Genomic DNA, 16,743 nt, shown 5'->3' with positions numbered 1-16,743 from the left:
CGTCCCGCCGGCCCCGCGCGTCCACCACCGGAGCCGAACCGCTGGTGCGCCCGTCCGCCATAGGACAGATTTGTCCCATGGACCGCCAGCTCATCAGCCATCTCGCCCACCGTGACCACCCCATCGCCGCACCGGTCTCCGGGGCGCACGTGACCCGGCTGCTGCGCCGGGCCCGGCTGCCGGAGGGAGCCAGGATCCTCGACCTCGGCTGCGGCGAGGCCGCGTGGACGCTGCGCGCGCTGGCGCTCTACGAGGACGCCACCGCCGACGGCGTCGACGTCTCCACCGAGGCGCTCAAGGCGGCCGAGGAGCACGCCGACGCCCAGGGCGTGTGGGAACGCGTCCGGCTGCACGAACGGCCCGCCGCCGGCTTCCCGGTGGCCGAACAGTACGACCTGGTGCTCTGCGTCGGGGCCACGCACGCGTTCGGCGGGCTCATCCCCACCGCCGGCCACGTCAGGCGCTACCTCAGGCCGAACGGCCTGGCCCTCATCGGCGAGGGGTTCTGGGAGCGCGAGCCGACGCCGGAGGCGCTCGCCCGGCTCGGTGCCGAGCCGTCGGAGTTCCTCGACCTGCCCGGCACCGTCGCCGCCGCCGAGTCCGCCGGCTTCGACACCGTCTACGCCTACACCAGCGACCTGTCCGAATGGGACGACTACGAGTGGTCCTGGACCGGGACGCTGCTGCGCTGGGCCAACGAACACCCCGGTCCGGACGCCGACGCCGCCCGCGCGGCCGCCCGCGAGCACCGCGACTCGTGGCTGCACGGCTACCGGGGCGTCCTCGGGTTCGTCACCCTCCTGCTCCAGCGCACGGACTGACCGGCCGGGGAAGGCCGGTTCAGCAGATTTTGATCCACTCCGTCGCGTACAGGATCTCGTTGGGGATGCCGTGCCTGCCGGTCCCGTAGGACACGAGCTCCGCCTGCGACGCGTTGTAGAGCCTCACCCTCGCGCCGCCGTACTGGTTGTTCACGAGAGCGCCCGCGTTGATGAAGTCGTAGACCTTCCGCCATCCGCACTTGAACAGGGGGAAGCCGGTGTGCGTCCCATCGCCGTCTCCCACGGTGATGCAGGCGTAACCGTTCATGTCCTCGGTCTCGCAGACGTCGAGGAAGGACTCTCGCATCTCCGGGAAACTCAGATCCATGCGCGGCTCGCCCGAGTAGAGCGGGACGACCCGGGGGGCCCAGGCCGCGGTCGCGACAGAGTTCGTGACCGCCCTGGATTCGGCGGTCGCCGACGCCGGCGACGCGATGATCATGGTCGACACCACCAGTGCCGACCCGATGAGCCCGGCGAGTGCTTTGAACGCGCGTCCGGGGCCGCGCATGCTGCGAGTTCCCATCAGTCCTCCTGACTGTCCGTTCCGTCTTCCGCGCTTCATCGTCACGAGTCCGGACAGACCGATCGAGGACATGAGGAGGGCATTAACCGGACACAGCGGCACCGCGACCCGCGCGGCGCTACCGGGACGGCGAGGGCCGGCCCTGATGATCAGGGTGCCGTCGGCTCCGGCGTGGCCGGGGGGTGCGTCTCCAGCGTGACCGTGAGGTGCGCGGACAGCGCGCGGAGGAAGTCGGGGGCGTCGAAGATGGCGCCGGCGGAGGCCACGCCGACGGCCCTGGTCCGCCCGGTGAGGATGCGCCGGACCGCCTCCACCGCGAGCGGCGCGGTGACGGCGTAGATGTCCTGCCCGCTCGCCACGGCCCGCCGCCGCTCCTCGCCGGACCGTACGACGACGTCGACGAGGAACGTCTGCCCGGACCGTCCGCGCTCGTCGGCCGCGAACGGCGCCGGCGTGTCCGGGGAGGCCAGGTCTCCGGCCGCCTCGACGGTCATGTACGTGCGGACCTCGGGGATGGGCAGATGGCTGGGGATCGTGACGACGTCGGCCATGGTGAACTCGCCGATCACGTCCCGGGGGCCCGCCGGGTCGGGGAAGGTCCACCGCAGCGTCGGCAGGTCGTCACTGTGGTATTCCAGCCGCCCCTGGGTGAAACGGACGCGCCGGCCGTCCCGCCGCCGCCCGGAGACCTGGCCCGCCAGGCGCGTCCCCTCGGTGGGGTGCCAGCCGCTCAGGCCGTAGGCGACGTGCGCCTCGTCGGCCGCGGTCCAGTCGCCCATGGCCGCGCTCGCCAGCAGGTCGCCCAGGCCGCCGTAGAAGGCCATCGCGGGGACGACCACGGCTCCGGCCGCGCGGGCCCGGTCCTCGAAGTGCGCGAACGTGTCGGCGTTGGCCTCGATCTCGGCGGCGACGTCCACGTAGGGGATGCCGGCCCGCAGCGCCGCCTCGATCACCGGGGCGGCGGTCGTGGCGAACGGCCCGGCGCAGTTGATCACGGCCGCGGCCCCGGCCAGCGCCCGGTCCAGCGCGGCCGGATCGTCCACCGCGGCCGGCCGCACCTCCAGCCCCGGGTGGTCCAGCGCCTTCAGCTTGACCTCGTCACGCCCGGACAGGATCGGGACGAACCCGCGCTCCAGCAACTCCGCCACCACGAACCGCCCGGTGTGCCCGTACGCCCCGTACACCGCGACCGTCTGCCCCGATTCCATCGCTTCTCCTCTTTCGACCGGATTCTGCGTCACCGGAATCCTGGCAGCGGCGACCGGCTAGCACGACCGTCCGGAACGCCAACATCCGCACAATTTCGGACATCAGCTCGCGTCAGCCGCGCAGGCCCGGCGTGTGCTCGCGCAGCACCTCCAGGAACGCCTCCGTGAGCGGCCCCCGATGGCCGCCCCGGCGCCGGACGGCGACCACGGGCAGCCGCGCTTCCATGCCGTCGACCTCGACCGCCCGCAGGCTGCCGATGCGCAGTTCCTCGTGGACGCTGCTGACGGGCATCAGGGCGACGCCGAGCCCCGCCTGCGCCAGCCGCTTCTGCGCCGTGAGGCTGTCGATCCTGGTCACCCGCGTGCCCGCGGGCAGGAGCCGGTCGAGCAGGTGCCCGAACGAGTCCGGCTGACCCCGTTCGGGAGAGAACCCCAGCCACCGCTCGCCGTGCAGCGCCTCCAGGCCGGGCAGGCGTCCGGCGGTGAGGGGGTGCGCGGCCGGGACCACCACCACCAGGCGCTCCGCCCCGAGCGGGATCGACTCCAGCCGCGGGTCGGCGTCCGGGAAGTACCGCAGCCCGAGGGACGCCTCCCCGGTGCGGACGAGCGCGCTGACCTGCCGGCTGGTGGCGGTGGTCAGCTCGACCGCGACGTCGGGGGAACGCGACTCGAACGCGCGCAGCGCGTCCACGAGGTGGGAGTCGGCCAGCGTGCCGACGATGGCCAGGCCGAGGCTCCTCGTCTCACCCTGCCGCGCCACCTCCTCCCGTACGGCTCGTTCGGCGTCGCGGACCGTGGCCAGCACGGCCTCCGCGTGCGGCAGCAGCGCCCGGCCCGCGGCCGTCAGCCGCACCCGGCGACCGGCCCGCTCGTACAGGGGCGCCCCCAGCGACCGCTCCAGCTCCCGGACCCGGCGGCTGACCGCCGGCTGGGAGAGGTTGAGCCGCCTGGACGCCTCGGTGAAACCGCCCCACTCGGCGACGGCCACGAAGGCCACGACTTCGTCGATGGTCATCACATCCATCAGTTTTCCTGATGGAAGCATCCGTTCTATGCATTTGCCGGAAGGGAAGGCAGCGGCCGAGAGTGGAGGGCGTCATCCGACCCCTTGAGGAGCCCCGTGAACGATCAGACGGCCAGAGCCCGCCGCTTCCGCGAGCTGCACGAGCGCCCCGAGCCCTTCCTGCTGCCCAACCCGTGGGACGCGGGCACCGCCAGGCTGCTGGCCTCGCTCGGCTTCGAAGCCCTGGCCACGACCAGCTTCGGCGTGGCCAACCAGCTCGGCCGCAGGCGGGTGGGCAGGCAGGACGTCCTGGACAACCTCCGCGCCGTGAGCGAAGCCACGCCGCTGCCCGTCAACGCCGACCTGGAGAACTGCTTCGCCGACGACCCCGCCGAGGCGGCCACGATGATCGCGGACGCCTGGGCCGCCGGCGCGGCCGGGGTCTCCATCGAGGACGCCACCGGCGACCCCGCGGCGCCGATCTACGACTTCGAGCTGGCCGTCGAACGGGTGCGGGCGGCCGTCGAGGCGGCCCGCGCCCTGCCGGTCCCCCTCGTCCTGACGGCTCGGGCCGAGAACCTGCTGTGGCAGGCCGGCGACCTCGACGACACCATCAGGCGCCTGCAGGCGTTCGAGGCGGCGGGCGCGGACGTCCTGTACGCCCCCGGGCTGCGCACGCTCGACGAGATGCGCGCGGTCGTGTCCTCGGTCGGCAAGCCGGTCAACGTCGTGATGGGCTTCGCCGACCCGGACATCACCCTGACGCGGCTCGCCGAGATCGGCGTCCGCCGGGTCAGCGTCGGCGGGGCGCTCTCCCGGGTCGCGCTGGGCTCGTTCATGGACGCGGCCAGGGAGATGCGGGACGGCCGGTTCGGGTTCGTCAGGCGGATGGCCGCCGCCGAGGACCTGCACGGCGCGTTCGACTGACGGCGCCGTTCATCCTGTGTAGTTCTCCCCCAGCGGCCGGCCGGGGATCGGCTTGGCGATGAGCGCGACGGGGATGAAGAAGCAGATCTGGCCGATCGCCATGGTGAGCGTCCAGAGCGCCCGCTCGTCGTAGTGGCCGCGCGCTCTGGCGTACAACTCGTCCGGGACCCGCTCCCCGGCGGGGTTCGGGGACAGCACGGCCTCCACGAGCTCCAGCGCCACCCGTTCGGGGCCGGTGAAGTACGGGGCGTCCCGCCAGGACGCCACGGCGGTGATGCGCTCCTCCGGCTCCCCCGCCTCACGGAGCAGGCCGGCCTGCCGGACGGTGTGGTACGTGCTCCCGACCAGCTGCCCGCCGCGGAGCTGCACCAGGCCGACGGTGGTCCGCGGAATCAGCCCGTTGCCGACGACGGCGGCCATCCCCCCGGCCAGCATCCCCACCTCCTCGGGGAAGAACGCGCTCGGGTCGGGCAGCCGCGAACGGAGGCCGGCCTGCTCGGTCGTGGGTGTGGACATGGCATCCCCTTGTTCGTTCCTGGCACGTCGTGAGGGGACGCGTCGGCGAACCCCTCACTCATCCGACGAGACGGCCCCGGGGAATGTGAGGCGTCGCTCGTACTCCGTGGTCCACGGCTTGAGCTTGTCGGGATTCCGTACGCCCCACACGCGCGTGATCCGGTCACCCGCGACCTCGAAGGCCATCACCGTCACCGTCACCCCGTCCAGCCGCACCAGCAGACCGGGCCGGCCGTTGACCGAGCATTCCAGGATCGCCATGCCGGGCGCCCTGCCGACGAGGTCGACCGCGTGGCGCGCGATCCGCTCGCCGCCCTCGATCGGACCGGGCACCGCGTCGACCAGGCCGCCGCTGTCGGTGACGACCGTGGCGTCCGGGTCGAGCAGGCCCACCAGGGCCTCGATGTCGCGGGCCTCCCAGGCCCGCTTGAACTCCCTGACGACGCCCGCCTGCCGCGCCTCCGGCGTCACGGGAGGCCGCGAGTCGCGGACCCGCCGGCGGGCGGACGAGGCCAGCCGGCGGCAGGCCGCCGGAGTCCGGCCGACGATCTGGGCCACTTCCGCGAAGGGGTAGCGGAAGACGTCGTGCAGCACGAACGCCACCCGCTCCGCCGGAGTCATCGACTCCAGCACCACGAGGAAGGCCATGTTGACCGACTCGTCGAGGGTGACACGGTCGGCCGGGTCGCCCGTCGGCTCCGTACGCTCCGGCAGCGGCTCCGGGATCCAGTCCCCCACGTAGCGCTCCCGCCGCACCCGCGCCGAGCGCAGCAGATCCAGGCAGATGCGACCGGCGACCTTCGTCAGCCAGGCGCCGGGGACCTCGATCTCCTCCTGCTGCCGCCGCGACATGGCGTACCAGCGGGCGTACGTCTCCTGGACGACGTCCTCGGCCTCGCTCAGGGACCCGAGGAGCCGGTACGCGAGGTTGACCAGGTGACCCCGCTCGCTCATGATCACGCTCAGGCTCGGGTCGGACGGTGTGGACATGGCGTCGTCGGTTCCCTCCGCGCGGCGGCCGTCACCCGTCCGACGAGACAGCCGCCCGAGGTGTGACGCCGTCGGCGTTCCCGGCGCCCTCCTGCCGCTCCAGCCGTGCGCGACGACGGCGCTCGGCGCGTCGGATGCCGGGGCCCGTCGTCACCGACCGGCCCCGGCACCCTTCACCCCGGCGAGCCGGAGCTCATCGGCTCAGTTGCGGTCGGACACCCAGTTCGAGCACGGGTGGTTGCCGAAGGTGTCGTTCACGCAGACGCGGTAGACGATCACGAAGTATCCGGTCTGCAGGTTGAACCCCTTCGTGCTGCCGCAGCCTCCCTCGTTCTCCTTCTGGACGGTCCCGTTGTTGTTGATCTGGTACTCGACGTACACGGAGTGCGCGTCGCACTTGGCGTCGTACAGGTCGAACCACGCCTTGTTGGCGTGGCTGCCGTCCGAACGGTTGAACCACACCTCACCGGCGCGGGTGTTGTTGGTCTTGACGATCGCGTTCGACGAGGCCGCCGCCAGCGCCGGCGGCGCGAGGGCGAGCGTGCCCCCCACGGCCAGCACCAGCGTGGTCAGGACGGCCAGCAGGCGACTTCTCATGCGCAGCACTCCCTCGTACGGCTCTCGCCGTTCAATTCCGGTCCCTCACGGTGCCTGAGCACGTGTCGCTGAAGACGCCGTCGTCGACGCACACCTTGTATTCGATCGTGAAGCTGCCGCTCTTGAGGTTGAAGCCGGCGGTGGTGTTGCAGCCGCCGTCGTTGCTGTTCGTGTTCCACTTGGACAGGCCGTCGGTGACGTACTTCCAGTAGACGTAGACCGGTTCCGCATCGCATTTCGCGTCGTACAGGTCGAACCACGCGTTGTTGCCGTGACTGCCGTCGGCGCGGTTGAACCACACCTCACCGGCGCGGGTGCCGCCCGTCTTGACGATGGCGTGTGACGAGGCCGCCTGAGCCGGCGCTTCGAGAACCAGCACGCCCGCCGCGGCCAGGGAAGCGGCGGCCAGGACTGGCCCTATGCGTTTCCGGAGCATCGTTCACCTTTCGAGGTATGGCCCGGCCGAGGGACGCGCTCTTGCGCACACGGAACAGCGCTCGCGGGACCGCCCGCGAAACATCGATCACCCCGTGGCCCGCATTCCCCTCGTGGGCCCCAGACACAACAGCGTTATGTCGCTGTGACCGTATGCCATGCGGGCGGCCTATGACTATCCCGACATATGAGAGCGTTACCAATCCGAGATGTGAAACTCTTGCGATCGACATCATGGAACGTTCCCGCTCCAGAGACACCCACGGACATCACCGTGAGTGACGCCCGCGCGAATCCTTCTCCACCGCTACCTGGCACGCGGACTCCCCTGGCGGGAGGACGAGTACTATCGTGACCGATATGGAAAACCGCCCCTCGCCCATGGACCCCCACCCCTCCCACCTGCGCGCCTCCGACAGCAACAGGGAACAGGTCGCCACCGTGCTCGGCGAGGCCATGAGCACCGGCCAGCTGAGCCACGAGGAGTACTCCGAACGCCTGGACAAGCTCTACCAGGCCAAGACCGTGGGAGAACTCCAGCTCCTCACCCACGACCTCCAGACACAGCCGGTGACCGCGACCTCGCTCTCCCCCTCACCGGCCACGGACTCCGAGGCCGAGAACGTGATCGCCGTCTTCGGCGGCGCCGAACGCAAGGGCCGTTGGCGCGTACGGCGACGGACCAGAGCGCTCGCCCTCTTCGGCGGCCTGCGGTTCGACCTGACCGACGCCGAGTTCGAGGCGAGAGAAGCCGAGATCACCATTGTCGCGATCTTCGGCGGGGCCGACCTCATCGTGCCGGAGGGGATGGAGGTGCGCAGCCAGGGCATCGGCATCTTCGGCGGCTTCGACGTCCACAGCGGCCCGGACATCGACCCGTCGGCGCCGGTGCTCGTGGTGAAGGGCCTGGCGCTGTTCGGCGGGGTGAACGGCAAACTACGTCGCCGGCGCGAGCGCTGAACGCCGGCCCGGCATCCCGTACCAGCTCGTGACCGGCAGGCGGAGGACGCACAGCTGTCAGCGACTCACGGGTGTGCCCGAAAGCCGCGAGCACCTCGTCATGCGCGACACGATCCCCCGTATCCGTGACCGAGCGACCGAGCACAAGCGCCAGATCTCGCGGATCGGCCGCAGCTTCCTCCAACTGGTTGAGTCGGCGGAATCGGTCCCCCGCTCCACCTCAGCCACCAAGCGGGCAACCCCTCGCTGGGCCGCTTCGGTGACGCTCAGCTCCGTAGCGTCGTGCAGGACAGTCATACATCAACTGAGCATCTTTCTGCATAGAACCACGATGAGGTTCCCCCGGTAGTACGGACACCTGAGGTGAGGTCACTCGACGGTATCGAGGAGCATGGCCCGCCCGAAGCAGTCGAGCTTTACGAGGTCTACCGGGAGTTGTACGGCCCGCCGAAAACCACCGCGACCGCAGCTCAACGTATAGAGGCGAGACGCCCGCCGCTGGATCTCCAGTTGGCCGGGGGGCCAGCATGAGTCCATCGGCGGAGGAACGCGTGCCGATGGACTCATGCTGGGCGACGTCAGCGGTCGAACCAGCGTGCCGCCGAGGGCGTGAGCAGCAGGACGACGATCGCGAGCGGCAGGACCAGGCTGGTCAGCGTGGCCCAACCGAGCTCGCCGTCGACAGCGTCCGGGATGACACTCCAGCCGACCGCGACCACCTCGATGGCGATGGCGGACCAGCGCACCCATTTCCTACGTGACGACCAGCGAAATATCAGCCACCCCTGGAGCACCACGAACAAGACGCCGGGGAGGAACGCCACGAGAAGTGCCGCATCGCCGGCGGCAGCCACTACGCCCGCCGAAAATATGGCTAGAAAGAAAAGTCCCAAGCCTACCTGCAAGGTCCTGCAGAGAGTCGTGCACGCTGTTCTGTGTCTGCACTATCTCGACGTGCGCCCGGAAGAGAGACTTCCCCGCAGAAGCTGCGTTCACGGTTCGAGTTGTGGTCACCAGTAGAAACCGAGACACCACTGCGAGCGGCTTCCAGTGGCTACGCACGGCTCGGAACCACTGGATGGCGTCACAGTTCACTCACCGGCCGGCGCGATACCCACCGGACAGGTGACTCCGGTACCGCCGATGCCGCAATAGCCGTCAGGCACCTTAAATAGGTACTGCTGGTGATAATCCTCGGCAAAGTAGAACGGCTTCGCCTCGGCCAGTTCGGTCGTGATCCCCCCGTACCCCGCCTGGGCGAGCACCTTCTCGTACGCGTCCCGCGAAGCCTCCGCGGCCGCCTGCTGCGACGCCCCGTGGTAGTAGATCGCCGAGCGGTACTGGGTGCCGACGTCGTTGCCCTGGCGCATGCCCTGGGTGGGGTCGTGGGCCTCCCAGAAGACCTTCAGGAGCTGCTCGTACGAGATCTCGGCCGGGTTGTAGACGACCCGGACCACCTCGGTGTGTCCGGTGCGCCCGGTGCAGACCTCTTCGTACGTCGGGTTGGGGGTGTAGCCGCCCTGGTAGCCGGCGGCGGTGGTGTAGACGCCGGGGGTCTGCCAGAACTTGCGCTCGGCCCCCCAGAAGCAGCCGAGGCCGAAGTCGGCGATCTCGTAGCCCTCGGGGTAGGGCGGCGCGAGGGGGGCGTCCAGGACCGCGTGGCGGGCCGGAACGGGGATCGGCTCCGAGCGGCCGGTGAGGGCCTCCTCGGGAGTGACCATGGTCGTCTTCGTTCCGAACATCCAGCCCATCGCGCACCTCCGCAGTCCACTCTACAGACCGTGCAACCGTTAACAGACGCTACATATTTCCGTGAAGGAACCCGCATTTGTGTTTAAAGGTGGTCATGCTCGAAGATGGGTTTCATGCCTGAACTACGGCGCGGTGTTCTCTTCGGTGTGGCCGCGTATGTGATGTGGGGTCTGTTCCCCCTCTACTGGCCGCTGCTCAAGCCCGCCGGGGCGGTCGAGATCCTGGCTCACCGGATGGCCTGGTCACTGATCACCGTGATCGTGGTGCTGGCCGTGCGCAGGCACTGGTCGTGGATCAAGGAGATCGTGCGGCAGCCGCGCAAGCTCGCCCTGCTGGGCTTGGCCGCCGCGGTCATCACGGTCAACTGGGGGACCTACATCTACGCGGTCAACTCCGGCCACGTGGTGGAGAGCGCGCTGGGATACTTCATCAACCCGCTGGTGAGCGTGCTGTTCGGGGTGGTGCTGCTGCGCGAGCGGCTGCGGCCGCTGCAGTGGGCGGCGGTGGGGTTCGGCACGCTGGCCGTGATCGTGCTGACGGCCGACTACGGCCGGCCGCCGTATCTGGCGCTGGCGCTCGCCTTCTCGTTCGGCCTGTACGGGCTGATCAAGAAGCACGCGAACGTGGGCGCGGCCGAGAGCCTGACGGTGGAGACGCTGGTGCTGCTGGCACCCGCGCTGGCGTACATCGGGTTCTTGCAGGTCAGCGGTGAGGCGACGTTCGGGCACCAGGGCGGCTGGCACGTGGCGCTGATGATCGGCGCCGGGGTGATCACGGCGGTGCCGCTGCTCTTCTTCACCGCCTCCGCCATCCGGGTCCCACTCAGCACGATCGGGCTGTTGCAGTACATCGCGCCGGTGCTGCAGTTCCTGTGCGGCGTGCTGGTCGCGAAGGAGACGATGCCGCCGAGCCGGTGGATAGGCTTCTCGATCGTGTGGCTGGCGCTGGCGATCTTCACGTACGACAGCTTGCGGGCGGCGCGGGCCGCCCGCGTCGGCAGGTCAGCCCGACCGCTCGACCACGTAGTCACATAGCGTCAGGAAGGCCGCCTTGGCCGGGATGTCCGGCAGGCCGGCGATGTCGGCCCGGGCCCGGTCGACCCAGGCGGCCAGGTCGCTGCGGGCCCGCAGCATCGCCGGGTGGGCGCGCAGCAGGGTCAGCGCCTCGTCGAGGTCCTCCTCCGCGACCGGCCCCGCGAGCAGCTTGGCCAGCCGCGACTCAGGGTCGCCGGACAGTGCGTACAGCACCGGCAGGGTCCTGATGCCCTCACGCAGGTCGGTGCCGGGGGTCTTGCCCGACTGCCGGGACGAGGAGGCCACGTCCAGCAGGTCGTCGCCGAGCTGCCAGGCCACGCCGATCGCCTCGCAGGCCCGGCTGAGCCGTTCCTCGACGTCGGCGGCCGCGCCCGACAGCAGTGCGCCGAAGCGGCCGGCCGCCGCGATCAGCGAGCCGGTCTTGTCGGCGAGCACGCGGATGTAGTGGGCGATGGGGTCGTCGTCGGCGCGCGGCCCGATCGTCTCGCGGATCTGCCCCTGCACCAGGCGGGAGAACGTCTGCGCCTGGATCCTGATCAGCTCGGGCCCGAGGTCGGCGAGCAGGGCGGAGGCCTGGGCGAAGAGGTAGTCGCCGGTGAGGATGGCCACGGTGTTGTCCCACCGGGCGTTGGCGGAGGCCGAGCCGCGGCGCACCCGGGCCTCGTCCATGACGTCGTCGTGGTACAGCGAGCCGAGGTGGGTGAGCTCGATGACCACGGCGCCGGGCACCACGCCCGGCGCCGACGGGTCGCCGAACTGCGCGGCCAGCAGCACCATCAGGGTGCGGAACCGCTTGCCGCCGGCCTCGATGAGGTGCTTGGACGCCTCCGTGACGAAGGCGTCCTCGCTCTCGACCGACGAGCGCAGCAGCTTCTCGACCGCGGCCAGGCCGGTGGCCACGTCCTGCGCCAGCCGCTCATCGTCGATGGGAAGGTCAACAACGGGAGGCGCGGACATATGGTTTTCCCCTTATCTGACGAAAAGGCTGGAAGCAGCCGTGTTGGCGAGCTGGAGTACGGGCTCCGGGAACAGCCCCACTCCTACCGTAACGAGCAGCGAGAGCGCGATGACGGCCACGGTGCCCGTACTCGGCACCGCGATCGTCGGTCCGTCGGCCACCGGCTCGCTGAAGAACATCAGCACGATCACGCGGGCGTAGAAGAACGCCGCGATGGCCGAGGCGATGACGCCGACCACCACCAGGCCGGTCATCCAGGCGCCGAGCGAGTCGCCGGCCTCCCTGCCGCTGCCGATCGCCGCCGTGAACAGCGCGTACTTGCCGAAGAACCCGCTGGTGAGCGGGATGCCGGCGAAGGCGAGCAGGAAGAAGGCGAACACTCCGGACAGGATCGGGGCCCGCTTGCCCAGGCCGGCCCACCGGGAGAGGTGGTTGGCCTCGCCGCCGGCGTCGCGCACGAGCGTGACGACGGCGAACGCGCCCACGGTCGCGACGCCGTACACCAGCAGGTAGAACAGGATCGCCTGCAGCGAGACGACGTTGCCCGCCCCGGTGTCGTACGTCGCCAGCACGCCCACCAGCAGGAAGCCGGCGTGCGCGATGGAGGAGTAGGCCAGCATGCGCTTGATGTCGGTCTGCGTGATGGCGATCACGGCTCCGACGATCATCGTCAGCGCGGCGACGGCCCACAGCACCGGGCGCCAGTCCCAGTCGAGGTTGCCCAGACCGACCCAGAACACCCGCAGCAGCGCGCCCACGGCCGCCACCAGCGTGCCGGAGGCCATGAGGGCGGTGATCGGCGTGGGCGCGCCCTGGTAGACGTCCGGCTTCCAGGCCTGGAACGGAGCCGCACCGATCTTGAACAGCAGGCCCACGCCGAGCAGCGAGGCCCCGAGCAGCAGCAGCGGGTCGAGCAGCGAGCCCTGGCCCAGCGCCTGGTTGATCCCGGCGAAGGACACCGAGCCGGCGTAGCCGTAGAGCATGGCGGTGCCGTACAGGAAGAACGCCGAGGAGAACGCGCCGAGCAGGAAGTACTTCATCGACGCCTCCTGCGACAGCAGGCGGCGCCGGCGGGCCAGGCCGCACAGCAGGTAGAGCGGCAGCGACATGACTTCCAGGCCGACGAACATCGTCAGCAGGTCGTTCGCGGCGGGGAACATGAGCATGCCGCCCACGGCGAACAGGACCAGCGGGTAGATCTCGGTGTGCTCGTGGCCCGCCTTCTCGGACGCCTCCTCGTCGGAGCTGCCGGGCACGGACGCGGCCGAGGCGACGAAGTGGCCCTCGTCGTTGATCAGCAGCACGCACACGGCGGACAGAACGAGGATGACGCCCCAGATGAACAGCGCGGGCCCGTCGACGGCGAGCGCGCCCATGGCGACCGGCCCGGTCTCCACGTCGCCCCTGACGACCTGCACGATGACCAGCGCGAACGCGCCGATCAGGGAGAGCAGCGTGAGCGGCACCTGGAAGGAGCGGCGCAGGTAGCGAGGCGCGAACGCCTCCACGAGCACGCCGATGATCGCCGCGCCGAACACCAGCAGCAGCGGCGCCAGGGTCGCGTACTCGATCGTCGGCATCTCGATGGTCGGGTTCACTGCCCGGCTCCCTTCTCAGCGACGCCCGGGTTGTCCACTTGGACGTTCGTCAGGGTGGAGGTGACGGCCGGGTTGATCACGTCGAGCAGCGGCTTGGGGAAGAACCCGAAGCCGATGATCAGCGCGACGAGCGGGGCCAGGACCCACACCTCACGGGCGTTCAGGTCCTTGAACGCCTTGACCGGCTCGGCGGTCGGGCCGTTCATCGCCCGCTGCACCATCCACAGGATGTAGACGGCGGCGAGGATGACGGCCAGCGCGGAGACGATCGCCGCCGCGGCCAGCGCGCCGGAACCGAACGCGTCGCTGGAGTAGGTGCCGATCATCACCATGAACTCGCTGACGAACGACGACAGCCCCGGCAGCGAGAGCCCGGCCAGACCGGCGATCAGGAAGAAGCCGGCGAGCACCGGCGTGACCTTCTGGACGCCGCCGTAGTCGGCGATGTGCGGCGAGCCGCGCCTGGCGATGAGGAACCCGGCGGCCAGGAACAGCGCGCCGGTCGCGAAGCCGTGGTTGACCATGTAGAGAGCCGCCCCGGCCTGGGCGACCTGCGACATGGCGAACACGCCCATGACGATGAAGCCGAAGTGGGAGATCGACGTGTAGGCGATGAGCCGCTTCATGTCGGTCTGCCCGATGGCCACGATCGCGCCGTAGATGATGCTGATGACCGCGAGCACGATGATCGGCGTGGTGAACGCCTTGGCCGCGTCCGGGAACAGCTCCAGGCAGAAGCGGAGCATGCCGAACGTGCCCACCTTGTCGAGCACGCCGACGAGCAGCACGGCGGCCCCGGCGGGCGCCTGCGCGGCCGCGTCGGGCAGCCAGGTGTGCACCGGCCAGAGCGGCGCCTTGATGGCGAAGGCGATGAAGAAGCCGGCGAACAGCCACTTCTGGGTGGCCGGGTCCTGGATGGCCCCGACGAGCTCGGGGAACATGAACGTCCCCTTGCCCGCGACCACGTACAGCCCGATGACCGCGACCAGCATGAGCAGGCCGCCGAAGAGCGAGTACAGCAGGAACTTGACGGCCGCGTAGGACCGCTGCGCGCCGCCGTACGACCCGATCATGAAGTACATCGGGATCAGCATGGCTTCGAAGAAGACGTAGAACAGGAAGACGTCGGTCGCCGCGAAGACGCCGATCATCATCGCCTCGAGCACGAGCAGCAGCGAGAAGTACGTCTTCACCGAGCGCTTGGGCGCGACCACGGTGCCGTCGGCGGCCTTGACCCCGTCGGCGTCGTGCCAGGAGGCCAGCACCACGATCGGCACCAGCACCGCCGACAGCGCGATCAGCACCAGCGCGATGCCGTCGACGCCGACGCCGAAGTGCACCCCGAAGCTCGGGATCCAGTCGTACGTGGCCTCGAACTTGAAGCGGTCACCGGCGGCGCTCGGGAACTGGAACGCCATCACCAGCGTCAGGGCCAGCACCACCAGGGAGACCAGCAGCGTGACCTGCTTGGCCAGGGTGGTGCTGCCCTTCGGGAGCAGGGCCACCACGACGGCGCCCAGCACGGGCACCGCCATGAGTATTGGGAGCCAGAGTGACGACATCAGATGTTCCCAACGAGGAGCAGGGCGCCGGTCAGGATGGCGGCGCCGAACAGGATGGACAGCGCGTAGGTTCTGGCGAAGCCCGTCTGGAGCCTGCGCAGGCGCCCGGAGCTGCCGCCGATGCCCGCCGCCAGCCCGTTGACCACGCCGTCGATGCCGCGGTTGTCGAAGAACACCGCGAGGCGGGTCAGCCACTGGCCGGGTCGCATGATCAGCGACTCGTTGATGGCGTCACCGTACAGGTCGCGCCGGGCGAACGTGGTGAGGAACGAGCCGCGCGGCTGCACGGCGGGCACCTCGGCGCGCCCGTACTTGAACCAGGCGAACGCCGCGCCGACCGCGACCAGCGCCAGCGTGGACAGGCCGGGGACGCTGAAGGGGTGGAAGCCAGGAAGCTCCGCGGGACGTCCGACGGCCGGGGCCAGCCACAGCAGGAGCGTGTTGCTCAGCACCAGGTAGCCGCCCAGGAAGATCGACCCGATCGACAGCACGATCAGCGGCACCGTCATGACGGCCGGCGACTCGTGCGGGTGGGCCTCCTCGTCCCAGCGCTTCTCGCCGAAGAAGGTCATGAAGACCATCCGCGACATGTAGAAGCCGGTGAGGCCCGCGCCGAGCACGGCCAGCCAGCCGAGGACCGGCTGGGCGTGGATCGCCGACTCGATGATGCCGTCCTTGGTGAAGTAGCCGGACAGCAGCGGGAACCCGATGATCGCCAGGTAGCCGATGAAGAAGGTGGCGAAGGTGATCGGCATGTACTTGCGGAGCCCGCCGTACTTGCGCATGTTCACCTCGTCGTTCATGGCGTGCATGACCGAGCCGGCGCCGAGGAACATGTCGGCCTTGAAGAAGCCGTGCGTGATCAGGTGGCCGATGGCGAAGGCGTAGCCCACCGGGCCGAGGCCGGCGCCCAGCATCATGTAGCCGATCTGCGACATCGTGGAGCCCGCGAGGCCCTTCTTGATGTCGTCCTTGGCGCAACCGATGATCGCACCGGCGAGCAGCGTGGCCGCGCCGACGATGGCGACGGCGAGCGCGGCGGCCGACCCCTCGGGGAAGAAGAACGCGCCGGAGCGGACCACGAGGTAGACGCCGGCGGTGACCATGGTCGCCGCGTGGATCAGGGCCGAGACCGGGGTCGGGCCCTCCATGGCGTCCAGGAGCCAGGACTGCAGCGGGAGCTGGGCGGACTTGCCGCACGCGCCGAGCAGCAGGAGCAGGCCGATGGCCAGCGTGGTCGGGTTCTCCGACGTGATGGGCTTCAGCTCGGCGAAGGCGAGCGTGCCGAACGTGGTCCAGATCAGGAACATGCCGACCAGCAGGCCGAAGTCGCCGACCCGGTTGACCACGAACGCCTTCTTGGCCGCGACCGCCGCCGACGGCTTGAACTGCCAGAACCCGATCAGCAGGTACGAGGCGAGACCGACGCCCTCCCAGCCGATGAACAGGGCCACGTAGTTGTCGGCCAGGACCAGCAGGAGCATGGCCGCGACGAACAGGTTCAGGTAGGCGAAGAACCTGCGCCGGTCGGGGTCGTGCGCCATGTAGCCGATCGAGTAGATGTGGATCAGCGATCCGACACCGGTGATCAGCAGCGCGAACGCGATCGACAGGGGGTCGACGAGCAACCCCATGTCCACCATGCCCGGGATGAACTCCCACAGGTGCACCGCCTGACGGCGCTGCGCCTCCGGCAGTCCGAGCAGTTGGACGAACGCCAGCACCGCCACGACGAACGAGGCGAGGGACATGGCCACGCCCAGCAGATGGCCCCACCGGTTGGTGTAGCGGTTGAACACCAGCAGGATGGTCGCCCCCAGCAGCGGGAAGGCGATCATCAGCCAGGACATTCCGAT

The 16,743-nt window shown here is 69.8% G+C and carries 17 protein-coding genes; 4 read left to right on the top strand and 13 right to left on the bottom strand.

From position 1 onward, the window contains the following. Positions 1–77: 77 nt before the first annotated feature. Positions 78–821: an SAM-dependent methyltransferase gene (locus ACQEUU_RS05385; protein ID WP_433061078.1), complete on the top strand. Its 744-nt coding sequence runs from the start codon at positions 78–80 to the stop codon at positions 819–821. 19 nt (positions 822–840) lie between these two features. Here the strand turns inward: ACQEUU_RS05385 and ACQEUU_RS05380 are convergent, their stop codons facing one another. The 3 genes from ACQEUU_RS05380 to ACQEUU_RS05370 form a co-directional block, all read right to left on the bottom strand. Then, the gene (locus ACQEUU_RS05380) at positions 841–1,347 is read right to left on the bottom strand and encodes a hypothetical protein (RefSeq protein WP_433061075.1); all 507 of its coding nucleotides are present in this window, start codon (positions 1,345–1,347) and stop codon (positions 841–843) included. 149 nt (positions 1,348–1,496) lie between these two features. Further along, positions 1,497–2,555, bottom strand: coding sequence for a saccharopine dehydrogenase family protein (locus ACQEUU_RS05375; RefSeq protein WP_433061072.1), 1,059 nt, complete (start codon positions 2,553–2,555; stop codon positions 1,497–1,499). A 112-nt stretch (positions 2,556–2,667) separates the two neighbouring features. Then, a complete protein-coding gene (locus ACQEUU_RS05370) occupies positions 2,668–3,570 on the bottom strand; it encodes a LysR family transcriptional regulator (RefSeq protein WP_433061069.1) in 903 nt (300 codons plus the stop codon). Between the two features lie 105 nt (positions 3,571–3,675). Here ACQEUU_RS05370 and ACQEUU_RS05365 point away from each other — a divergent pair, with 105 nt between their 5' ends. After that, on the top strand, positions 3,676–4,485 hold the full coding sequence (locus tag ACQEUU_RS05365) for an isocitrate lyase/PEP mutase family protein (protein ID WP_433061067.1): 810 nt from the start codon (positions 3,676–3,678) through the stop codon (positions 4,483–4,485). 9 nt (positions 4,486–4,494) lie between these two features. On the opposite strand, the gene ACQEUU_RS05360 is transcribed toward ACQEUU_RS05365, so the two are convergent. From ACQEUU_RS05360 to ACQEUU_RS05345, 4 genes are all read right to left on the bottom strand, one after another. Then, on the bottom strand, positions 4,495–5,001 hold the full coding sequence (locus ACQEUU_RS05360; RefSeq protein ID WP_433061064.1) for a carboxymuconolactone decarboxylase family protein: 507 nt from the start codon (positions 4,999–5,001) through the stop codon (positions 4,495–4,497). A 54-nt stretch (positions 5,002–5,055) separates the two neighbouring features. Next, entirely contained in the window at positions 5,056–5,991 is a 936-nt protein-coding gene (gene sigJ, locus ACQEUU_RS05355; protein WP_433061062.1) for an RNA polymerase sigma factor SigJ, read from the bottom strand. Between the two features lie 201 nt (positions 5,992–6,192). After that, positions 6,193–6,588, bottom strand: a complete 396-nt coding sequence (locus ACQEUU_RS05350; RefSeq protein ID WP_433061059.1) for a hypothetical protein — start codon at positions 6,586–6,588, stop codon at positions 6,193–6,195. A gap of 31 nt (positions 6,589–6,619) precedes the next feature. Further along, on the bottom strand, positions 6,620–7,024 hold the full coding sequence (locus ACQEUU_RS05345; RefSeq protein WP_433061057.1) for a hypothetical protein: 405 nt from the start codon (positions 7,022–7,024) through the stop codon (positions 6,620–6,622). Positions 7,025–7,383: 359 nt separating this feature from the next. Here ACQEUU_RS05345 and ACQEUU_RS05340 point away from each other — a divergent pair, with 359 nt between their 5' ends. After that, complete coding sequence (locus tag ACQEUU_RS05340) at positions 7,384–7,983, top strand: DUF1707 SHOCT-like domain-containing protein (RefSeq protein ID WP_433061055.1); 600 nt, start codon at positions 7,384–7,386, stop codon at positions 7,981–7,983. A 578-nt stretch (positions 7,984–8,561) separates the two neighbouring features. Here the strand turns inward: ACQEUU_RS05340 and ACQEUU_RS05335 are convergent. Continuing rightward, positions 8,562–8,729, bottom strand: coding sequence for a hypothetical protein (locus ACQEUU_RS05335; RefSeq protein WP_433061052.1), 168 nt, complete (start codon positions 8,727–8,729; stop codon positions 8,562–8,564). Positions 8,730–9,074: 345 nt separating this feature from the next. Beyond that, positions 9,075–9,725 (bottom strand): peptide-methionine (S)-S-oxide reductase MsrA, encoded by a 651-nt coding sequence (gene msrA / locus ACQEUU_RS05330; RefSeq protein WP_433061050.1) that lies wholly within the window; start codon positions 9,723–9,725, stop codon positions 9,075–9,077. A gap of 123 nt (positions 9,726–9,848) precedes the next feature. On the opposite strand from msrA, the gene rarD reads away from it, so the two are divergent. Continuing rightward, entirely contained in the window at positions 9,849–10,769 is a 921-nt protein-coding gene (rarD, locus tag ACQEUU_RS05325; RefSeq protein ID WP_433061047.1) for an EamA family transporter RarD, read from the top strand. On the opposite strand, the gene ACQEUU_RS05320 is transcribed toward rarD, so the two are convergent. From ACQEUU_RS05320 to nuoL, 4 genes are read right to left on the bottom strand one after another with little or no spacing between them, the layout of a single operon-like run. After that, entirely contained in the window at positions 10,737–11,726 is a 990-nt protein-coding gene (locus ACQEUU_RS05320; RefSeq protein ID WP_433061045.1) for a polyprenyl synthetase family protein, read from the bottom strand. The two genes, rarD and ACQEUU_RS05320, sit on opposite strands and share 33 nt — an antisense overlap. A 12-nt stretch (positions 11,727–11,738) precedes the next feature. Continuing rightward, on the bottom strand, positions 11,739–13,307 hold the full coding sequence (gene nuoN, locus ACQEUU_RS05315; RefSeq protein ID WP_433071741.1) for an NADH-quinone oxidoreductase subunit NuoN: 1,569 nt from the start codon (positions 13,305–13,307) through the stop codon (positions 11,739–11,741). A gap of 14 nt (positions 13,308–13,321) precedes the next feature. After that, positions 13,322–14,887 carry an NADH-quinone oxidoreductase subunit M gene (locus ACQEUU_RS05310; RefSeq protein WP_433061042.1) on the bottom strand — a complete coding sequence of 522 codons (1,566 nt, stop codon included), beginning with the start codon at positions 14,885–14,887 and terminating at the stop codon, positions 13,322–13,324. Continuing rightward, positions 14,887–16,737 (bottom strand): NADH-quinone oxidoreductase subunit L, encoded by a 1,851-nt coding sequence (nuoL, locus tag ACQEUU_RS05305; RefSeq protein WP_433071739.1) that lies wholly within the window; start codon positions 16,735–16,737, stop codon positions 14,887–14,889. The genes ACQEUU_RS05310 and nuoL overlap by 1 nt, the downstream gene beginning before the upstream one ends. Positions 16,738–16,743: the final 6 nt, after the last annotated feature.

The organism is Nonomuraea sp. CA-218870 (genome assembly GCF_050936535.1).
Classification (GTDB): Bacteria; Actinomycetota; Actinomycetes; order Streptosporangiales; family Streptosporangiaceae; genus Nonomuraea; species Nonomuraea corallina.
This window is presented reverse-complemented; position numbering and strand designations above follow the sequence as displayed.

Coding starts and splice junctions, on each gene's coding strand:
- ACQEUU_RS05345 (WP_433061057.1), bottom strand. CDS start 7,024: ATGCTCCGGAAACGCATAGGGCCAGTCCTGGCCGCCGCTTCCCTGGCC.
- nuoN (WP_433071741.1), bottom strand. CDS start 13,307: ATGCCGACGATCGAGTACGCGACCCTGGCGCCGCTGCTGCTGGTGTTC.
- sigJ (WP_433061062.1), bottom strand. CDS start 5,991: ATGTCCACACCGTCCGACCCGAGCCTGAGCGTGATCATGAGCGAGCGG.
- ACQEUU_RS05360 (WP_433061064.1), bottom strand. CDS start 5,001: ATGTCCACACCCACGACCGAGCAGGCCGGCCTCCGTTCGCGGCTGCCC.
- ACQEUU_RS05320 (WP_433061045.1), bottom strand. CDS start 11,726: ATGTCCGCGCCTCCCGTTGTTGACCTTCCCATCGACGATGAGCGGCTG.
- ACQEUU_RS05375 (WP_433061072.1), bottom strand. CDS start 2,555: ATGGAATCGGGGCAGACGGTCGCGGTGTACGGGGCGTACGGGCACACC.
- msrA (WP_433061050.1), bottom strand. CDS start 9,725: ATGTTCGGAACGAAGACGACCATGGTCACTCCCGAGGAGGCCCTCACC.
- ACQEUU_RS05350 (WP_433061059.1), bottom strand. CDS start 6,588: ATGAGAAGTCGCCTGCTGGCCGTCCTGACCACGCTGGTGCTGGCCGTG.
- ACQEUU_RS05310 (WP_433061042.1), bottom strand. CDS start 14,887: ATGTCGTCACTCTGGCTCCCAATACTCATGGCGGTGCCCGTGCTGGGC.
- ACQEUU_RS05340 (WP_433061055.1), top strand. CDS start 7,384: ATGGAAAACCGCCCCTCGCCCATGGACCCCCACCCCTCCCACCTGCGC.
- nuoL (WP_433071739.1), bottom strand. CDS start 16,737: ATGTCCTGGCTGATGATCGCCTTCCCGCTGCTGGGGGCGACCATCCTG.
- ACQEUU_RS05380 (WP_433061075.1), bottom strand. CDS start 1,347: ATGGGAACTCGCAGCATGCGCGGCCCCGGACGCGCGTTCAAAGCACTC.
- rarD (WP_433061047.1), top strand. CDS start 9,849: ATGCCTGAACTACGGCGCGGTGTTCTCTTCGGTGTGGCCGCGTATGTG.
- ACQEUU_RS05370 (WP_433061069.1), bottom strand. CDS start 3,570: ATGACCATCGACGAAGTCGTGGCCTTCGTGGCCGTCGCCGAGTGGGGC.
- ACQEUU_RS05385 (WP_433061078.1), top strand. CDS start 78: ATGGACCGCCAGCTCATCAGCCATCTCGCCCACCGTGACCACCCCATC.